The following is a 16,688-nucleotide window of genomic DNA, read 5'->3' on the forward strand; positions in this document are numbered from 1 at the left end:
ACCTCTGTGCTATTCTGCGGAGGAAGCCTCAAGTTGAGACATGATTTCGGCGATCACTTTCTCCCACATTTCAGGTGGTTGAGCACCCGGAACGGCATGTTGATTGGCAACAATATAGGTCGGGACCGAACTGACGCCCATTTCGCGAGAATGAGTATCACGGTTGCGAATATCCTCGCGGTCGGCGTCGGATTTCAACAGCTTCATGACCACCGCAGCGTCCATTCCGGCACTGTCTGCGATGTCGGACAGGACTTCGGGGTCGCCGATGTCTCGGGCCTGAACAAAATAGGCATCGAACAGCGCATCCACAACGGCATTCTGTTTGCCTTCGATCCCCGCCCAATGGATCAGGCGATGTGCATCCAGTGTATTAGGTGTGCGTTTCATGCCTTCAAAGTCAATCTTCAGACCGGCGCTTTCAGCATGTTCAACCACCGGCGCATAAGCACGCAAGGCACCATCTTTGCCGCCAAATTTACGCTCCAGATACTCGCGCCGGTCCATTCCATTTTCCGGCATATCAGGGTTCAGCTGAAAGGGGTGCCATTCGATGACAAAAGGGTGGTCCGGCACATTGGCCAGTGCTTTGTCGAGATGCGTTTTACCGATATAGCACCACGGACAGATCGGATCGGACAGGATGTCGAGCTTGACGGTCTGGGTCATGTGGCTGGTGCCTCGAAATAGGCCGGCAACGCCCGGCGCAGGAGTTTGCCATTGCCGCCGGTTGGTAGCGCAGACAGGTGGATGAAGGCGCGTGGTTGTTTATAACGTGCCAGGTTTGCCTCGACATAGGCGCGCAAGGCCGCATCGTCCAGCTTTTCCGGGCCGGTATAGAAGGCTGCTATCACAAATGTGTCCGGTTTGACCTCGACCGTAGCTGCACCGACCTGCGTGATACCGGGAAAACGGGACAGGGCGGCTTCGACCTCGACCGGGGACACGCGGTAGCCACCGGCATTCATCATGTCGTCGTCCCTGCCCAGATAACTGACCTGGCCGTCCACTGCCATTGCCCCCTGATCTCCGGTCAGGAACCATTCGCCCTGCATCCGGGATTCAACTTCATCGGGTGCGTTGAGGTAGGTCAGCATCAATCCGGGATCAGACCGATGAATGGCGATGGTACCTTCTTGCCCCTGCGGCACCGGGCCGTCCGGGCCCAGAATGGCCACGCGACGACCCGGTTGCGGGTGCCCCAATGCGTCGCCGCGCGCGGGGTGGGCCGGGCTTGAGGATATGAAAGTCGAGCATTCGGACATGCCGTAGGCTTCGAACAGTTCCGTACCGGTGGCGCTTAGCCATTTCTCGTGCAGAGCGCGCGAAAGCTTTTCCCCAGCGCATAAACCGTGGCGCAGGTCAGGTAAGTTGATTTGCTCATACTCTTGCACCAATTTGCGAAAGACCCCTGGTGCCGCCGCAAAGATGGTTGCACGATGCTGGTGGAGCAGAGCAGGCAGGGCGGTGATGTCCGTGCCCGGTTCCGGGATCAAGGCGGTTGCGCCGATGGTCCACGGGTCCATCAGTCCGGTGCCAAGTGTATAGGTCCAGTTGAACGCTCCGGCGTGACACAACCGATCGGACGCGCGCAGACCATACCAGCCATCGACCATCATCTGCCGCGCCCAGATTGCCCGATGCGCGTGGGCCACGGCACGCGGACTGCCCGACGTTCCCGAGGTGTAGACGACATATGCCATACGCTCGGGGTCGCCCAGTTCAAAGCTGGCAGGGGGCAAATGGTGCATAGCCTTCAGTTCATCCAACTCGATCTGTCTGGGATGAGGCGCGCATGAGACAGCGGGATCACGAAGAACCGCGGCTGGGGACAGATCGTCGATCATTCTGGCGGTTTCGGGTTCCGTCAGTTGCGACGATGTGGGCACCGGAATGATACCCACTGAAATCGCCCCCAGATAGGCAATCGGGAAATCCACCGTATTGCCGAGCCGCATCAGAACGATTTCGCCGGGTGTCAGACCTGCTTGCAGCAATCCTGCGCCAGTGCCCAGTACGGCGGATTGCAGGTCGCGATAGGTCCAGTCCAGCGCGCCGTGGGGCATTAATACCGACAAAGCCACTTTATCAGGGACCTGATCCGCGCGGCCAAGGACGTGCGCCGCCAGATTGAAGGGTGCAGGGCAGGGCGCGGGCGCCCCCTGATCGAAGACAGAAAACATGGCCATTGGCTAACGCGGTGTCTGGCGCGTTGCAAGCGCGGCTGGCCAAGCCTATAGAGAATGGCATGAGCACCCAAGATCCCAAATCCCTGATCCGAATTGCCCGCGATTCCGGCGATCACACCGAAGTTGAACCGCTGGACCTTGGCGCGCGCGTGCGCGAATTGCGAAAAGCGCGGAAATGGACGCTGGAGCAGGCCGCCAGTCAGGCCGGTTTGGCCCGTTCGACCCTCAGCAAGATTGAGAACGGGCAGATGTCACCTACCTATGACGCGCTCAAAAAGCTTGCGGTTGGGTTGGAAATCTCGGTTCCTCAGCTTTTCACACCGCCACAGCGGGATCAGGTCATCGGACGGATGGCGATTACCCGGATGGGCGAAGGGGCGGCTCACGCGACAACGACCTACGAGCATGAGTTGCTGGCCGAAACCCTGACCAAGAAGCACATGCTGCCCTACCGCGCGCGGGTTCGGGCGCGGTCCATGGATGAATTCGACGGCTGGGTGCGCCACGATGGCGAAGAGTTCATGTATGTTCTGACCGGTGTTGTCCGGCTCTATACCGAGTTTTATGAGCCGGTCGAAATGCGCAGGGGTGACAGCGCCTATTACGATGGCAGCATGGGCCATAACGTAATCTCCGTCAGTGACGAAGACGCGACAATCCTTTGGGTCACATCACTTGCTTAGCGACGCGCGGCAGAATTCTCTGTTCAGACCTTCGGTGAACAGGAAGTCTTCGACCTCTTCATGAGCTTCGTTCATGGTTAACTGGTGACGCTCGGCCAGATAGGCTTCGAACCCTTTACGATCTTGTGATACGCGCATCATGTCCTGGTCACGCAAATTCGGAAAACGCCGCTTTGCACGTGCGTAGGCCGCATTCCAGTCTTGTGTCAAATCCGTCCAGTTCATCATGTATGAGCTTTCCTTATGTAGCGATTAGGACTGCTCTCCCCCTCCTTAGGGTACGTAATGGGTGCCGTAAGGGAAGACATGACAAAATGTCGCAGCATGTCACTGCATTCCTTTTACAAGATTGTGCCTCTGCAATAGCTGCCGCAACAGGGCGGCGGGCTTGAAATTATTCAAAGTACTTGCGGATCAGGAGACCTGTTTGTTGCGGCACCGGAAAATCCCGGCGAGCAGATTGTAAAGGCGATCTCGATCTTTGGGCTACGTCTAAATATTTCGATTCAATGTAGCTTTTAGTGTTGGCCAAAGCAGGCCGAAGGCCCGTCTCATGGGATCATCCGGCGTCCGATATGGCCTGCATGTGGTGCTGCGATTTGTCGACGCCAAACGTATACCTGAATGTGATGGCAATGTGCTGATTTCCGCCGACAGGCGTGGTTTTCATGGGCCAATCGGGCAGGAAGAGCAAAGGAATCGTGTATTTCAAGGCGTCCGCCAACACTCCGCGGTGAACAGCCGGTGTTGTACAAAACCCGGCTGCCCTGATGTTCATGTGACTACCGGGCGTCGTACCACCACACTTCCGGCATGTATTGCGGTCCATCGCCATAGATTGGCACAGTGTCGGGGAACCTGAGCTCGCGTATGTGGGCAATCCGCCCGACATCAAAACTCCAGATCGGGATGACATAGCGACCGGCCGTCAGAACCCGGTCAAGCGCGCGGGTTGCCGCGGTGAAATCTTCAGGTGTTTCCGAGGCAAGCATGGCGTCAATCATCGCATCAACAGCGGGCGAGGCCACGCCCATCAGGTTGCGTGTGCCGGGTGTGTCCGCGTTCTCGCTTCCCCAATACAAACGCTGTTCATTGCCGGGAGACAGTGAAAGAGCACGCCGGAAAGGCGTAACATCAAAATCCAGTTCCCCAGTGCGCCCGACATACTGCGCGTTGTCGACCTGTTCCGTCGTAACCTGAATGCCAAGCCGTTCCAGAGCGCGGGAATAAATCTCGACCACCGACGCCATCTCGCTGTCACCCTGCTGCAGCAAGACCGTCATTTTGAACGGGTCACCATTCGTGTTGCGCAAGACTCCGTCCTGAACGGTCCAACCCGCTTCGGTCAACAGTTTGGTGGCTTTGCGAATATTTGCGCGGTTGCGGGCTGAACCGTCGCCCTTCGGCAGTTCATACCCTTCCAGCGTGCCGGGGATCAGATCCGAGGCAAAGGGTTCCAGCAGGGCTTTTACCTGCCCTTGGGCCGGTCCTGGCTGCATGGCCAGGTCCGAGCCTGAAAAGTAGGACGTGATCCTTGGCTGCGCCCCACCAGTGATCGTGTCGTTGATGAACTCGAAGTTGAAGGCCAGCGTCATGGCCTCGCGAACGCGCCAGTCGTCGAACGGGGCTTTGCGGGTATTCATCACGAACCCGGTCATGCCTGACGGTTTGCCATGCGGGATCTCGGTCTTGATGACATCGCCGCGCTGAACGGCGGGGAAGCTGTATTGCGTGTCCCATTTGTCGCCGTTGAACTCACGCACCGCTGATAGCTCGCCGGCTTTGAAGGCCTCGAACAGGACGCTGCCGTCGCCGTAGAACTCGATCCGCATTTCATCCAGATTCATGGTGCCGCGGCGGAACGGGATATCCTGCCCCCAATATTCCGGGTTGCGACGTAGGTTCACATAGCGCCCGGCCTCGTAGCTATCGATCACATAGGGGCCGGTGCCGATTGGGACATCGTGCAAGGCGGCGTCGGCAAATTTCTTGTCCTTCCACTGTGCCTTTTGGAGGACCGGACGCATCCCTGCGAGCAGGGCAAGTTCGCGATCCGGCACGTTGAAAGTAATCCGAACCGAACGCGGGCCGGTCTGTTCGATCCTGTCGATTTTGTCCCAAAAACCGCGATAGCGCAGATGCCCCTGAGTGCCGAGCGTCTCGTATGACCAGATCACGTCGTCAATCGTGACCGGGCTGCCGTCGGAAAACCGGGCCTCTTCCCGCAGGGTAAATTCAACCCATGACCGGTCGGGAGCCGCCTCAACTGATTCGGCTAACAGCCCGTAAAGTGTGAAAGGTTCGTCCCAGGATCGCCCCATCAGGCTTTCATGGGTCCAAAATGGCAATTGCCAGGGCGAGGTGCCTTTTTGCAAAAACGGGTTCAGGCTGTTATAGCCGCCAGTATTTCCGAAAACGACTTTGCCGCCTTTGGGCGCATCGGGGTTGGCATAGGGTAGTGACACAAAATCCGGTGGTAGGGCCGGGTCTCCATACATAGCTATGCCATGAGACGATTCTGCATGGGCGGAAGAGATCATGAAAATGCTGGCGATTCCCGCCGCAAGTGGTCGAAACGGTCGGAGAAAATCCGGGCTCATTTTGGAAACAATCCTGCTCTGGCCTTATTTTGTTGGGATTCACCGTAGTGATGATTTTTCATATTATCAAACTTTTAGCTTGGACGAAGGCGTGGAATTGCTTATAAAGGATGCACTGCTCGATAGGTTTCTTGCCTGTATGAAACCTGCCTCAATAACTTAACGCCCGCTTCGTGCGGGCGTTTTTTTTGGCTGCTTGAGAAGTGTCAGGCTGGGATTTCAGACTGGTGTGTTTCCCCGTTTTCTTTGCAGGTGCAGCATGGCATTGTGCACCAAATCATCGCATCAGGGAGAACGGTCATGAGCCTTTCCGGCAAAACAGCAATCATCACTGGGTCTAATTCTGGCATCGGTCTGGGGGTCGCGCGCGAGCTAGCGAAGGCTGGAGCAGATGTCGTCCTTAATTCCTTTACGGACCGTGACGAAGATCACGCGTTGGCTGCTGAGATTGCCAAAGAGACCGGAACCAACGCGCGTTACATCAAGGCGGACATGTCAAGAGGCGATGAGTGCCGCGCGCTGATTGAGCAGGCCGGATCTTGCGACATACTTGTGAACAACGCGGGCATTCAGTTTGTGTCCCCGATCAATCAGTTCCCGGTGGATAAATGGGATGCGATTATTGCGATCAACATGAACTCGGCCTTTCACACGACCGCGGCCGCACTGCCGATAATGCGCAAAGCGGGATGGGGTCGTATCGTGAATATCGCCTCGGCGCATGGTTTGACGGCGTCGCCGTTCAAGGCAGCCTATGTTGCCGCCAAGCACGGGGTGGTGGGGATGACCAAGACCGTTGCCTTGGAAACGGCGCAAGAACCGATCACCTGCAACGCCATTTGCCCAGGCTATGTGCTGACGCCTCTGGTCGAGGCCCAGATCCCGAACACGATGAAAGAATACAATATGAGCCGCGAGGAGGTCGTGAAAAACGTGCTTCTTGAACGGCAACCTTCCAAGGAATTCGCCACCGTTGAGCAACTGGGCGGGACAACCATTTTCCTGTGCTCGGACGCGGCGGCGCAGATCACGGGAACCACGATTTCTGTCGATGGCGGCTGGACCGCCTTGTGATTGGCCTTGGGGGCGCTGCCCCCAAACCCCCGGAGTATTTCTGAAAAGATGAAGGGTGAGGGCGGTGATACGGATCAATCTGGCTTTGCAGGGCGGCGGTGCGCATGGGGCATTCACCTGGGGTGTGCTTGACCGGCTGCTGGATGAGGAAGACATCGAGGTTGCTGCGATCACTGGAACATCCGCCGGTGCGTTGAACGGTGCGGCGTTCAAATCGGGGATGGTTCATTCAGGACGTGAGGGTGCGCGCGCGCAACTGGATGGGCTTTGGAGGCGTATGGGCGCGATTGGTGACATGCGTATCGCCAATTGGTTTCGCGGGTTGGAACCGGCTGTAATCGCGCAGGCGATGGAATATTCGGTGCCGTTTTCCTTCGGTGATGCCTGGTCGCGGATGGTGTCGCCTTATGCTTATGGTCCATTCTACAGCAATCCGCTGGAGCCGGTGGTGGACAGGTTCAATTTTGCGGAAGTTTGCGCCGATGCGGGACCCCGCCTGTTTGTGTGCGCCACCTGTGTGAGAAGCGGCAAGATCCGCGTGTTTACCGGGGAGGAAGTCTCGACAGATGCCATTTTGGCTTCGGCCTGCCTGCCGACCCTGTTCAAGGCTGTCGAGATATTTGATCCAAAGACAGACCGGATCGAGGCCTATTGGGATGGCGGTTATACTGGTAATCCGGCGCTCTATCCGCTGTTCAACAATGATCTGCCGGATGATGTGGTGATCGTGAATATCAACCCGTTGGAGCGCGACGCGGTGCCGGTCACACCGCAGCAGATCCAGAACCGGATAAACGAGATCAGCTTCAATTCATCCCTGTTTCGCGAATTGCGGGCAATCAGCTTTGTTCAACGGCTTCTGAAAGAGGGCAAGCTGAAGGCCGGGGACATGAGCCGCGTTCTGGTGCATATGATTGCCGATAACGAGTTGATGAGCAGCCTGTCTGTTGCCACTAAAACCGTGCCCAACCCGGTTATTTTGCACAAGCTGAAACAGGCGGGGCGGGTAGCGGCGGATCGTTTTCTGGCCAAACATATGAGTGATCTGGGTCAGACCAGTACTGTCGATCTGCCAGCTATGTTCGGTTAATCACTCGGGCGGTTGCGTGGGGTCTTTTTCGTTGGGATAAACGAGCCCGGCCGAAATCACCAGTTTCGCGGCATCCTCTATTGTCATGTCCAGCATAATTACGTCTTCCATCGGGAAAAACAGCAAAAAGCCCGAGGTCGGGTTGGGTGTAGTCGGGACAAAAACGCTGAGCAGCTCTCCTCCAGTTTCCGCGCGTTTGCTGATTTCGCCTTTGGCGGTTGTCGAGACGAATCCAATGGCCCAGATCCCGCGGCGGGGATACTGGATCAGGCATGCCTTTTCAAAAGAGCGTTCGGTTTGGGCAAATACGGTTTCCGAGATCTGTTTGATCCCGGAATAGATCGAGCGGACGACCGGCATCCGATCTACCACGCTTTCAGCGAACAGGATCAGGGACCGGCCCAGAATTCCTTTTGCGATCCACCCTACGATAACGGTAAAGATCAGGAAGATCACGACGCCCACGCCGCGCAGGTTGATACCGACGTAACGTTCCGGTTGGAATTGATGAGGAACCAGTGGCAGGACCGCACTGTCGATCCAACCGACTACCGACCAGATCAGCCAGACCGTCAGCCAGACCGGCGCAATGACAACCAGCCCCGTCAGGAACGACGCGCGCAGCCGTGCCAGCATGCCGGGGCGGCGATGAAGCGGTTCTTCGTCGAACGGTGTATTCATCTTGGATCCGAGTGGTTATCGGGATTTAGGTAGTCAATCGGTAGCCTTGGCACAATAGGCTTGCGTTATCCCTGTTCTACCAGTGCCCGTGCAATCGCCGCCGCGAGGCGCGCATTGTTGCGCACAAGGGCAATGTTGGCAGTCAGCGAACGGCCTTCGGTCTTTTCAAAGATACGTTGCAGCAGATAGGGCGTCACATCTTTTCCGGTAATCCGATGCGCATCAGCATCAGCCTGTGCCTCGGCGATGATGGGGGCCAGTATTTCGGCAGGGATCTGATCCGCGATCGGGATCGGGTTGGCCACCAGCTGCCCGCCAGGCAGGCCCAATGCGCGACGGGTTGCATGGGCCTTGGCGATAGCTTCTGGAGTGTCCATGCGCAGGGGGGCAGCATAGGGTGACTTTGCAGACCAGAAGGCAGGAAACGCATCCTGACCATGGGCGATGACTGGAACCCCCAGCGTTTCCAGAACCTCAAGGGTTTTGGCCAGATCAAGGATAGCCTTGGCTCCGGCTGCGACGACGGTGACCGGTGTATGGCCAAGTTCGTGCAGATCAGCCGAGATGTCGAACGTGGTTTCGGCGCCCTGATGCACGCCACCGATGCCGCCTGTAGCAAACACCTCGATCCCGGCGTAATGCGCGGCGATCATAGTGGCGGCGACGGTTGTGGCTCCGGTGCCGCCGGTCGAGATGCAGGCCGCCATATCCGCGCGCGAGATTTTGGCAACGCCTTGCGCCTGACCCAGCCACTGCAACTGGTCCGGCTCGAGCCCCACATGCAGTTTGCCTTCAATCACCGCCATGGTCGCCGGAACCGCCCCCGCATCGCGGATGTCCTGTTCGACCTGAGCCGCAACTTCGACGTTTTGCGGGTAGGGCATGCCGTGGGTGATGATGGTGCTTTCCAGCGCAACGATGGGATGGCCCGCGTCCTTGGCGGCGCGGACCGCGGCAGAATATTGGATGTCGATCACAGTGGGGTTTCTCCGGAAACGTAGGTTGCTGCGGCATGCAGAGCGCGGGTTAGAGCCTCGTCACTTGATGCGCCGCCGGATTCTGAGGCGATATGAGCCGCCATGAAGGTATCCCCGGCACCGGTCACACGGGTGACCAGAACGGAGGGGGGTGTTTGGGTCAGAATTTCGTCTGAACTACCGACCGTGGCCGAGTTGCCGCCATCTGTGACCAGCACGCGTAGCGCGCCACGATCCAGAAGGCCTTTTGCGGCAGATTCAGAATCGGTGAATTCGCGCTGGCACAATATTCCTGCCTCTTCGAGGTTCACATAAAGCGTGGCGCGGGCATGTTTCAGGAAGGGCAATAGGCGCTCGGCTTTACCGGGCGAGGCCGGGGCAACACGCAGATCGGCACGGGCGAAAGCAGGGCTTTGGGCGATTTCTTCCAGCAGGTTCAGGGTCAGGTTTCCGTCAAGTGCAATGGGGCCCTCAAAGGGCATGTTTTCATGACCAAGCGGGCCGTGCATCAGCGGACGCAGGATCTTTGCTCCAGCGGCTTCCAGCGAATGCGCGTCGGCAATGGCCGCGATCAACCCGTTGGCACCTTCGACGGCCATATACCGGTCGGTTGGCAGGTCCTGCGAGCGATAGATGTAATCCGTGATCATGCCGAGGCGGGAGCAGGCATGAATCAGTTCGTCGCCCTCGGGGTCACGACCGATGGCCGTCAGCAGGGTGGGCGTCATACCAAAACGCACCAGCGTCATGGCTATGTTCATCGCAACACCACCCGGCAGGCGAGTAATCCGGCCGGGCACGTCCGAGCCATGCCGCATGGCACTGGCTGATCGTCCGATCACGTCCCACAGGACCGAGCCGATACACAGGATATTACTGTTCTGAGTCATAAAGGACGTCATGCCGCAGCGGTGATGCCCATGCAAGTCAGAACGTTACCGCAATCAGAGATTTACGATCCACAGGTCCGATATACCCTTTGGGCTTGCGATCTGCGGCCTTCGCGGGAACAATCGAAAGCAATGATTGGTGATTTGATTTTCCTGTTGGAGCTTTTCGTATGAATGGCCCTGCTTTCCGCGCCATCTTTCGAACCCTCAAAACCTGTGCCCTGAGTTTTTTTGTTCTTGCAACTTTATATCCCGGATCGGGCAGGGCGCAATCCGCCCCGCCGACCGTTGTTGATTACTGGATCAAGTCCAACACTCTGTTTCTTGAGTTGAAATGGAATGCCGAGGCCATGTTGACCGGGAACAATCCCGCGCAGCCCGCTGCGTTTTCCAACGATCCAAACTACAAATCCTTGCGGCGAATGGTTTCGTCTGAGCTGGAACCCCAGATCAAAGAGTTCGTTCATCTCTGGAAACAAAATCTTGTCGTGGAGGCACCAGAGCGATTGAGTTTGTCTTATGAAGGCGTGCGTATCCCTGTTGTGGGAGATACGGAGAAAGTGCGGGTTTCCAAACTGTTGCTGACTGCTCCTTTGCCCGATCAGGCGTCAAACCTGCGTCTGACCTGGCCGTCAGAAAGCGGACCAATCGTTCTGCGACAGCAAAATGTCGCGGCGCCATACACCGGGTATTTGGCTGCCGGTGAAGCCAGCCCGCTGATCCCCTTGCAAGGCGGGGCGTCTCTGACAACGCAACAAACATTGCAGACATATTTCACAAAAGGGGTCGATCAGTTTCTTCGAAACCCAATTAAGCCATCCATTCTTGTTTTGGCGCTAGTGTTTCTGTCTTTGAAATTGCGCCCAGTGGTATCTCAACTGATGTTCCTGTCAGCGGGCGCCCTGATCGGGCTTGGGCTGGGATTGTATGGCGTATTGGATGCAGGAAAAGTGAGCGAGGCCCCTGTTCTGGTTGCTTCGACCATCGTTCTGGCGCTGTGGAACCTGGTTGCCCGGCGATTGCAGGTCTGGCGTTTGTTGGCGGTTCTCGCCATTGGCGGTTTTCAAGGTCTGGTAATTGCCTCGAACCTGATCGGGATCGGGGTGCCACCAGATCATTTGCCCCCGGCCATCCTGGGCTTTGGCGCCGGGAGTATTCTGCCGCTTGTTGTTGTGGCCCTTGCTGGGCTTGCTCTGTCGCTTTTGTTTTCTGGCGGCTCGCACCGAACCCGAGGCCGGATATCGGTTCTGGCCTCGATGCTGATTGCAGGTGCCGGTGTCTTTTGGATTGTCGAGCCTTGGGTGCTGGGTTAAAGCAACGCCGCCAGCAGCGTTTTCAGCGCCGCCAGCGGATCGTCACTGCCCCAGATCTCATCGCCAATGCCAAAGAAATCAGTGCAGGGGGCCAGGTCGCGGATCAGTTCGGGTGTCAGCCCACCTTCGGCCACAACCGGAACCTCAATCATCTCGGACCACCATTGGAACAGGTCCTTTTCGGCGCGGGTTCCGTCCCTCAGTTTGGCCGAGCCGACAGGACCGAAGGCCACATAATCCGCTCCGTTTTCGCCAGCAGTCATACCATCATGGCTCGACGCGCCGCAAAAGCTTCCGACGATTGCATCAGCGCCCAGTTCCTTGCGCGCGGTGCGGACCGAGCGTGCAGCATCATCCAAATGCACCCCGTCCAGCCCCAGACGCTGCGCCAGCAATACATGGTTCGAGATTACGATGGCCACGTCGCGCGCGTGGGCGATTTCACGGCAAGCGTCGGCCGCGCGAGCGATGGTATCTTCGTCACTTCCGGCCAACGCGAGGCGGACACAGGCAATCTCGACCCCGTCCAGCACAGTCGCCAGCTTGTTCGTGAACGTGCTCAACTCGATAGTCGGAGGCGTGATCAGGTAAATCTGCGGCTGCTCGGGGGTGTCCATGGGCGCGTCCTTCGGCTTTCAGTCTTTGGCGCGGTTTAGCGGATTGCGGCTGGGAAGCAAACTTTTATGGTCAAGAGCCTGCAAATAACGCCCTTGCGCCTTGCCCTGCAAGAGCCTGCCAATTACAGCAGGCCAAGTTTTCTTAAGGTGAGCCATGCCCAGCGACAAACCCCAGCCTTCCTTCGTTCTTGTGCGCCCGCAGATGGGTGAAAACATCGGCGCTGCTGCGCGGGCGATGTGGAACTTTGGGCTGGACCGGATGCGTATTGTAGCCCCCCGTGACGGCTGGCCGAACCCCAAAGCGGTGGCAATGTCCAGCGGTGCAGGGCGCTTGCTGGATGAGGCGCAGTTGTTTGATGATCTGGCCGGATCGCTGGCCGACAGCACGTTTGTCTTCGCCACAACAGCTCGTCAGCGGGGCTTGACCAAACCTGTCTACAGCCCCGAACACGCAATGAGGATTGCCGCCGAAAAGATCGCTGCGGGCGAGAAGGTTACAGTTCTGTTCGGCCCTGAACGCGCGGGGCTAGAGAATGAAGACATCGCCAAGGCCAACGCGATCATCTCGGTGCCGGTGAACCCGGAATATGCCTCGCTGAACCTTGGTCAATGCGTATTGCTGACCGCCTATGAGTGGATGCGCCAGACCGGGGATGTAGTGCATGAGTCGACCGACCTGGGCAAAGGCGACTGGGCCACGGGGATCGAAGTCGAAAAACTTGTCGAGCACTACGAGGACAGGCTGGAGGAGGCGGGGTTCTTCTACCCTCCCGAAAAGGCCGAAGGGATGAAGGTTAACCTGCGCAACCTGTGGTCGCGGATGCGGATGACACGGGCCGATGTGCAGATGTTGCACGGGATCATGCGGCAGATGGTCCGCTGGAAGGATAAAGGCTGAGGCTGGACCTATCTTCACCCAAGCCCTAGCTTGTGGCGAAATCAGGACATGAGGACAGCATGAGCGGTAAGCGCAGCATCTTCGAAGAGGTCACGGACACCGAAAAACAACAGGCGGTTCAACCCGGTATGATCGACCGGGGGCGCGGCGGCGCGCGCAACGCGATCCGCATCTGGCTGATGATCCTGTTTGCTCTGGTCGTTGTGATGATCGCGGTTGGCGGCCTGACGCGCCTGACTGACAGCGGCCTCTCGATCACCGAATGGCGCCCGATCACCGGAGCTTTGCCGCCGATGACCGAGGCGGACTGGCATGCAGAGTTCGACAAGTACAAGCAGATTGACCAATGGCGCATCCAGAACCAGTGGATGGAGTTGGGTGACTTCAAATCCATCTATTGGTGGGAATGGGGCCATCGTCAGTTGGGTCGCATGATCGGTCTGGTCTGGGCCGTTGGATTTCTGACCTTTCTTCTCTCCCGCAAGATCCCGACAGGGTGGACGGGAAAGTTGATCGTTCCGGGTCTTCTTGGCGGTCTGCAGGGCGCTGTTGGTTGGTGGATGGTGGCCTCGGGCGTCACCCAGGGTGAAGGCATGACAGCCGTCGCAAGTTACCGTCTGGCAACACACTTGGGGCTGGCCTTTGTGATCCTGGGATTTCTGGCCTGGTACATCTTTGAACTTGGCCGGGAAGAGCGTGACCTGATGCAGGCGCGCCGGGCCAAAGAGGTCAGGTTGTTTTCCTTGTCTACAGGGCTGATGCATTTCGCCTTTTTACAAATACTCATTGGCGCGCTTGTCGCCGGGATCGACGCCGGGCGGTCTTACACCGACTGGCCGCTGATGGGGGGGCAGTTGCTGCCCCCGGATGCGACTATGTTGGAACCGATGTGGCGAAATTTCTTTGAAAGCCCCGGTCTGGTACAGTTCATCCATCGCTGTGCGGGGTATCTGCTGTTCATCTTTGCCGTCGTCGTCTGGCGACGTGGTGGCGGCAGCGCGCATCCGCAGACACGTTTTGCCTTTAACACTGCTTTCGCCGCGCTTACGTTACAGGTCGTCGTCGGCATCGTGACCGTGGTTTACGGCGCGCCATGGCAGATCGCTATCTTCCACCAGTTTATGGCCGTTATCGTCTGGACGCTGATCCTGCGCGCGCGGTTCCTCACAGCTTATCCAATCGCAACATCTGTGCGCGGAGTTTAAAACTATGACCGCTTTCAATGAACTGATGACCTTTCAGCGGGAAACTTCGGCTTTGGGCCAGATCGCCGGTCGGCTTGGCTGGGATCAGGAAACCGTCATGCCGCGCGGCGCAGCGCCTCAGCGCGCCGAAGAAATGGCAGCTATCGAATCTGTCCTGCACGCGCGCCGTTCCGATCCTCGTGTTGCCGAATGGCTGGATCAGGCCGCACCTCAGGATGAGGTCGGCAAAGCGCAGATGCGTGAAATCCGGCGCGCATATGATCGCGCGGTGAAGGTGCCTGCTGATCTGGCAACGGCGATTGCCCGTGTGACGTCCGCTGCACAGGGAAAGTGGGCGCAGGCGCGCGCAGACGAAGATGTCTCGGCCTTTCTTCCGGTTCTGGAAGAGGTCGTGTCGCTGAAACGACAGGAAGGCGAGGCGCTGGCGCAAGGGGGCGACGTATACGACGCCATGGTCGGAGATTACGAACCTTACACGACCAGCGCCCAGATCGCGGATATCTTCGACCAGATGCGCCCACGACTGGTAGCCCTGCGTGCCGCCGTGCTGGAGCGGCCCGAGCCCGCTGCCCTGAACCGCAGTTTTGATGAGCAGACCCAGATGCGTCTGACACAAAAACTGGCGGTCGCCTTTGGCTATGACCTGAACAATGGCCGCGTGGACAAGGCGGTTCACCCATTCAGTTCCGGCAGCGGTCTTGACGTCCGCATCACCACGCGAACCAGCGAAACAGACCCGTTCAACTGTTTCTATTCCACCATTCACGAGGTGGGCCACGCCGCCTATGAACAGGGGATCGACGAAAAATACCTCCTGACACCGCTCGGGTCTGGCGTGTCGATGGGCGTGCATGAAAGCCAAAGCCGGATCTACGAAAACCAGTTGGGTCGGTCGCGGGCCTTTACCGGATGGTTGTTCGAACAAATGAAAGAGGCGTTCGGCGATTTCGGCATTGCCGATCCGGACGCGTTTTATGCGACGGTCAACCGCGTCCATAACGGCTATATCCGCACCGAGGCGGATGAGGTCCAATACAATCTGCACATCATGCTGCGGTTTGATCTGGAACGCGCGCTGATGGCCGGAGACTTGCAGGTCGGCGATCTGGAGGCCGCCTGGAATGATCGGTTCAAGGCAGATTTCGGTTATGCGGTCGACAAGCCCTCGAACGGTTGTTTGCAGGATGTGCACTGGTCGGTTGGGCTGTTCGGTTACTTCCCGACCTACTCGCTGGGCAATGTCTATGCTGGGTGCCTCTATCAGGCCTTGCTCGGTTCAGAGCCCGATCTTGATGCGCAACTGGCCCGCGGCTGCACGTCCGGCGCGACCGGCTGGTTGCGTGAGCATGTGCAGCAGCATGGCGGCCTTTATGCACCGCGCGAGGTTATTGCCCGTGCAAGCGGCATCGAACCCGGACCGGACCCATTGCTAAGCTATCTCGAGGCCAAGTTCGGCGCGCTCTACGATTTGTGAGTTTCCGAATTGCGGCTCAGGCGTTAGAATCGGTGCACCGATACCATCGCCTGGGAGGCAACGATGACCGGAAAAGCCCGCAAGAAAGCCAGTGATTTTGATCCGCGTATCCTCGAAATATTCGACGGATATGTGCACGGCACGATGTCCAAGCGAGAGTTCATCTCAAAAGCCGGTAAATACACTGCCGCCGGAATGACAGGCGCAATGATTCTGGACCAGTTGCAACCTAATTACGCCTGGGCGCAACAGGTGGCCCCGGACGATCCCGCGATCCAAACCATGGTGGTCGCATATGACAGCCCGGATGGGCATAGCGAAACCAGCGGCCTGATGGCGATGCCGGCAAATGCCGAAGGTAAACTGCCTGCGGTACTGGTCGTGCACGAGAACCGGGGTCTAAACCCTTATATCGAGGACGTTGTGCGCCGCGCGGCCAAGGCCGGTTTCCTGGCTTTTGGACCTGATGGGTTGTCCCCCCTTGGCGGCTATCCCGGTACTGATGAAGAAGGGCGCGAGATGCAGCGCTCGATGGACCGGGAAAAACTGATGGCGGATTTTTTCGCGGCTTTTGAGTTCTTACGTGATCACGAACTTTCGACAGGAAAGGTTGGTGCTGTCGGCTTCTGCTATGGCGGAGGTGTTTGCAACGCCTTGGCCGTGGCCTATCCGGACCTTGCGGCCTCGGTGCCATTCTACGGTCGGCAACCACCAGCCGAAGATGTTCCGTCCATCGAAGCACCTCTTATGATTCACTATGCCGGTCTGGACGAGCGTATCAACGCTGGATGGCCTGCATATTCAGAGGCGTTGAAAGCCAATCAAAAGAAATTCAGCGTGCACTTCTATCCGGACGTCAATCACGGTTTTCACAACGATACGACGCCTAGGTATGACGAAGCCGCGGCAAATCTGGCATGGAGCCGGACCATCGCTTTTTTCAATGCCTACCTGACATGAACTGAACCCCGGGAATCGTCGAACCGGTGCCCGGGGT

General features: G+C 57.8%; 17 protein-coding genes. 9 read left to right on the top strand and 8 right to left on the bottom strand.

What is annotated here, in order from left to right:
* Positions 1–9: 9 nt before the first annotated feature.
* Together ACR0ID_RS02045 and ACR0ID_RS02050 are read right to left on the bottom strand one after the other, a co-directional pair.
* The gene (locus ACR0ID_RS02045) at positions 10–669 is read right to left on the bottom strand and encodes a DsbA family oxidoreductase (protein WP_480603474.1); all 660 of its coding nucleotides are present in this window, start codon (positions 667–669) and stop codon (positions 10–12) included.
* Positions 666–2,183, bottom strand: coding sequence for a class I adenylate-forming enzyme family protein (locus ACR0ID_RS02050; protein ID WP_480603869.1), 1,518 nt, complete (start codon positions 2,181–2,183; stop codon positions 666–668). The genes ACR0ID_RS02045 and ACR0ID_RS02050 overlap by 4 nt, the downstream gene beginning before the upstream one ends.
* Positions 2,184–2,248: 65 nt before the next feature.
* On the opposite strand from ACR0ID_RS02050, the gene ACR0ID_RS02055 reads away from it, so the two are divergent.
* Positions 2,249–2,872: a helix-turn-helix domain-containing protein gene (locus tag ACR0ID_RS02055; protein WP_209503779.1), complete on the top strand. Its 624-nt coding sequence runs from the start codon at positions 2,249–2,251 to the stop codon at positions 2,870–2,872.
* Here ACR0ID_RS02055 and ACR0ID_RS02060 read toward each other — a convergent pair.
* On the bottom strand, positions 2,861–3,100 hold the full coding sequence (locus ACR0ID_RS02060; RefSeq protein ID WP_480473034.1) for a hypothetical protein: 240 nt from the start codon (positions 3,098–3,100) through the stop codon (positions 2,861–2,863). The genes ACR0ID_RS02055 and ACR0ID_RS02060 overlap by 12 nt on opposite strands.
* A 554-nt stretch (positions 3,101–3,654) precedes the next feature.
* Positions 3,655–5,472, bottom strand: a complete 1,818-nt coding sequence (locus ACR0ID_RS02065) for an extracellular solute-binding protein (RefSeq protein WP_480603476.1) — start codon at positions 5,470–5,472, stop codon at positions 3,655–3,657.
* Between ACR0ID_RS02065 and ACR0ID_RS02070 the strand changes: the two genes are divergently transcribed.
* The 3 genes from ACR0ID_RS02070 to ACR0ID_RS02080 all read left to right on the top strand — a co-directional run bounded on the left by ACR0ID_RS02070 (position 5,411) and on the right by ACR0ID_RS02080 (position 7,636).
* Entirely contained in the window at positions 5,411–5,635 is a 225-nt protein-coding gene (locus ACR0ID_RS02070) for a hypothetical protein (protein WP_480493162.1), read from the top strand. The genes ACR0ID_RS02065 and ACR0ID_RS02070 overlap by 62 nt on opposite strands.
* A 137-nt stretch (positions 5,636–5,772) precedes the next feature.
* The gene (locus ACR0ID_RS02075) at positions 5,773–6,546 is read left to right on the top strand and encodes a 3-hydroxybutyrate dehydrogenase (RefSeq protein ID WP_480603478.1); all 774 of its coding nucleotides are present in this window, start codon (positions 5,773–5,775) and stop codon (positions 6,544–6,546) included.
* Between the two features lie 64 nt (positions 6,547–6,610).
* The gene (locus ACR0ID_RS02080) at positions 6,611–7,636 is read left to right on the top strand and encodes a patatin-like phospholipase family protein (RefSeq protein WP_480603479.1); all 1,026 of its coding nucleotides are present in this window, start codon (positions 6,611–6,613) and stop codon (positions 7,634–7,636) included.
* Here ACR0ID_RS02080 and ACR0ID_RS02085 read toward each other — a convergent pair whose 3' ends face one another.
* The 3 genes from ACR0ID_RS02085 to ACR0ID_RS02095 form a co-directional block, all read right to left on the bottom strand.
* The gene (locus ACR0ID_RS02085; RefSeq protein WP_480553649.1) at positions 7,637–8,317 is read right to left on the bottom strand and encodes a DUF502 domain-containing protein; all 681 of its coding nucleotides are present in this window, start codon (positions 8,315–8,317) and stop codon (positions 7,637–7,639) included.
* A 65-nt stretch (positions 8,318–8,382) separates the two neighbouring features.
* Positions 8,383–9,294 carry a pseudouridine-5'-phosphate glycosidase gene (locus tag ACR0ID_RS02090; protein WP_480603481.1) on the bottom strand — a complete coding sequence of 304 codons (912 nt, stop codon included), beginning with the start codon at positions 9,292–9,294 and terminating at the stop codon, positions 8,383–8,385.
* Positions 9,291–10,184: a PfkB family carbohydrate kinase gene (locus tag ACR0ID_RS02095; RefSeq protein WP_480603482.1), complete on the bottom strand. Its 894-nt coding sequence runs from the start codon at positions 10,182–10,184 to the stop codon at positions 9,291–9,293. The genes ACR0ID_RS02090 and ACR0ID_RS02095 overlap by 4 nt, the downstream gene beginning before the upstream one ends.
* Positions 10,185–10,354: 170 nt before the next feature.
* On the opposite strand from ACR0ID_RS02095, the gene ACR0ID_RS02100 reads away from it, so the two are divergent.
* Positions 10,355–11,497, top strand: coding sequence for a hypothetical protein (locus ACR0ID_RS02100; RefSeq protein ID WP_480603484.1), 1,143 nt, complete (start codon positions 10,355–10,357; stop codon positions 11,495–11,497).
* Here the strand turns inward: ACR0ID_RS02100 and ACR0ID_RS02105 are convergent.
* The gene (locus tag ACR0ID_RS02105; RefSeq protein WP_480603486.1) at positions 11,494–12,114 is read right to left on the bottom strand and encodes a thiamine phosphate synthase; all 621 of its coding nucleotides are present in this window, start codon (positions 12,112–12,114) and stop codon (positions 11,494–11,496) included. The genes ACR0ID_RS02100 and ACR0ID_RS02105 overlap by 4 nt on opposite strands.
* 154 nt (positions 12,115–12,268) lie before the next feature.
* Here ACR0ID_RS02105 and ACR0ID_RS02110 point away from each other — a divergent pair, with 154 nt between their 5' ends.
* The 4 genes from ACR0ID_RS02110 (at position 12,269) to yghX (ending at position 16,651) form a co-directional block, all read left to right on the top strand.
* Positions 12,269–13,012, top strand: coding sequence for an RNA methyltransferase (locus ACR0ID_RS02110; RefSeq protein ID WP_480473016.1), 744 nt, complete (start codon positions 12,269–12,271; stop codon positions 13,010–13,012).
* A gap of 59 nt (positions 13,013–13,071) precedes the next feature.
* Positions 13,072–14,217, top strand: coding sequence for a heme A synthase (ctaA, locus tag ACR0ID_RS02115; protein WP_480603488.1), 1,146 nt, complete (start codon positions 13,072–13,074; stop codon positions 14,215–14,217).
* A 4-nt stretch (positions 14,218–14,221) separates the two neighbouring features.
* Positions 14,222–15,691, top strand: coding sequence for a carboxypeptidase M32 (locus tag ACR0ID_RS02120; RefSeq protein WP_480603490.1), 1,470 nt, complete (start codon positions 14,222–14,224; stop codon positions 15,689–15,691).
* Positions 15,692–15,754: 63 nt separating this feature from the next.
* Entirely contained in the window at positions 15,755–16,651 is an 897-nt protein-coding gene (gene yghX, locus ACR0ID_RS02125) for a YghX family hydrolase (protein ID WP_480603492.1), read from the top strand.
* Positions 16,652–16,688: the final 37 nt, after the last annotated feature.

This window comes from Ruegeria sp. AL2 (assembly GCF_056540845.1).

Coding starts and splice junctions, on each gene's coding strand:
- ACR0ID_RS02065 (WP_480603476.1), bottom strand. CDS start 5,472: ATGAGCCCGGATTTTCTCCGACCGTTTCGACCACTTGCGGCGGGAATC.
- ACR0ID_RS02055 (WP_209503779.1), top strand. CDS start 2,249: ATGAGCACCCAAGATCCCAAATCCCTGATCCGAATTGCCCGCGATTCC.
- yghX (WP_480603492.1), top strand. CDS start 15,755: ATGACCGGAAAAGCCCGCAAGAAAGCCAGTGATTTTGATCCGCGTATC.
- ACR0ID_RS02070 (WP_480493162.1), top strand. CDS start 5,411: ATGAAAATGCTGGCGATTCCCGCCGCAAGTGGTCGAAACGGTCGGAGA.
- ACR0ID_RS02095 (WP_480603482.1), bottom strand. CDS start 10,184: ATGACTCAGAACAGTAATATCCTGTGTATCGGCTCGGTCCTGTGGGAC.
- ACR0ID_RS02050 (WP_480603869.1), bottom strand. CDS start 2,183: ATGTTTTCTGTCTTCGATCAGGGGGCGCCCGCGCCCTGCCCTGCACCC.
- ACR0ID_RS02120 (WP_480603490.1), top strand. CDS start 14,222: ATGACCGCTTTCAATGAACTGATGACCTTTCAGCGGGAAACTTCGGCT.
- ACR0ID_RS02085 (WP_480553649.1), bottom strand. CDS start 8,317: ATGAATACACCGTTCGACGAAGAACCGCTTCATCGCCGCCCCGGCATG.
- ACR0ID_RS02075 (WP_480603478.1), top strand. CDS start 5,773: ATGAGCCTTTCCGGCAAAACAGCAATCATCACTGGGTCTAATTCTGGC.
- ACR0ID_RS02045 (WP_480603474.1), bottom strand. CDS start 669: ATGACCCAGACCGTCAAGCTCGACATCCTGTCCGATCCGATCTGTCCG.
- ACR0ID_RS02110 (WP_480473016.1), top strand. CDS start 12,269: ATGCCCAGCGACAAACCCCAGCCTTCCTTCGTTCTTGTGCGCCCGCAG.
- ACR0ID_RS02100 (WP_480603484.1), top strand. CDS start 10,355: ATGAATGGCCCTGCTTTCCGCGCCATCTTTCGAACCCTCAAAACCTGT.
- ACR0ID_RS02105 (WP_480603486.1), bottom strand. CDS start 12,114: ATGGACACCCCCGAGCAGCCGCAGATTTACCTGATCACGCCTCCGACT.
- ACR0ID_RS02060 (WP_480473034.1), bottom strand. CDS start 3,100: ATGATGAACTGGACGGATTTGACACAAGACTGGAATGCGGCCTACGCA.
- ctaA (WP_480603488.1), top strand. CDS start 13,072: ATGAGCGGTAAGCGCAGCATCTTCGAAGAGGTCACGGACACCGAAAAA.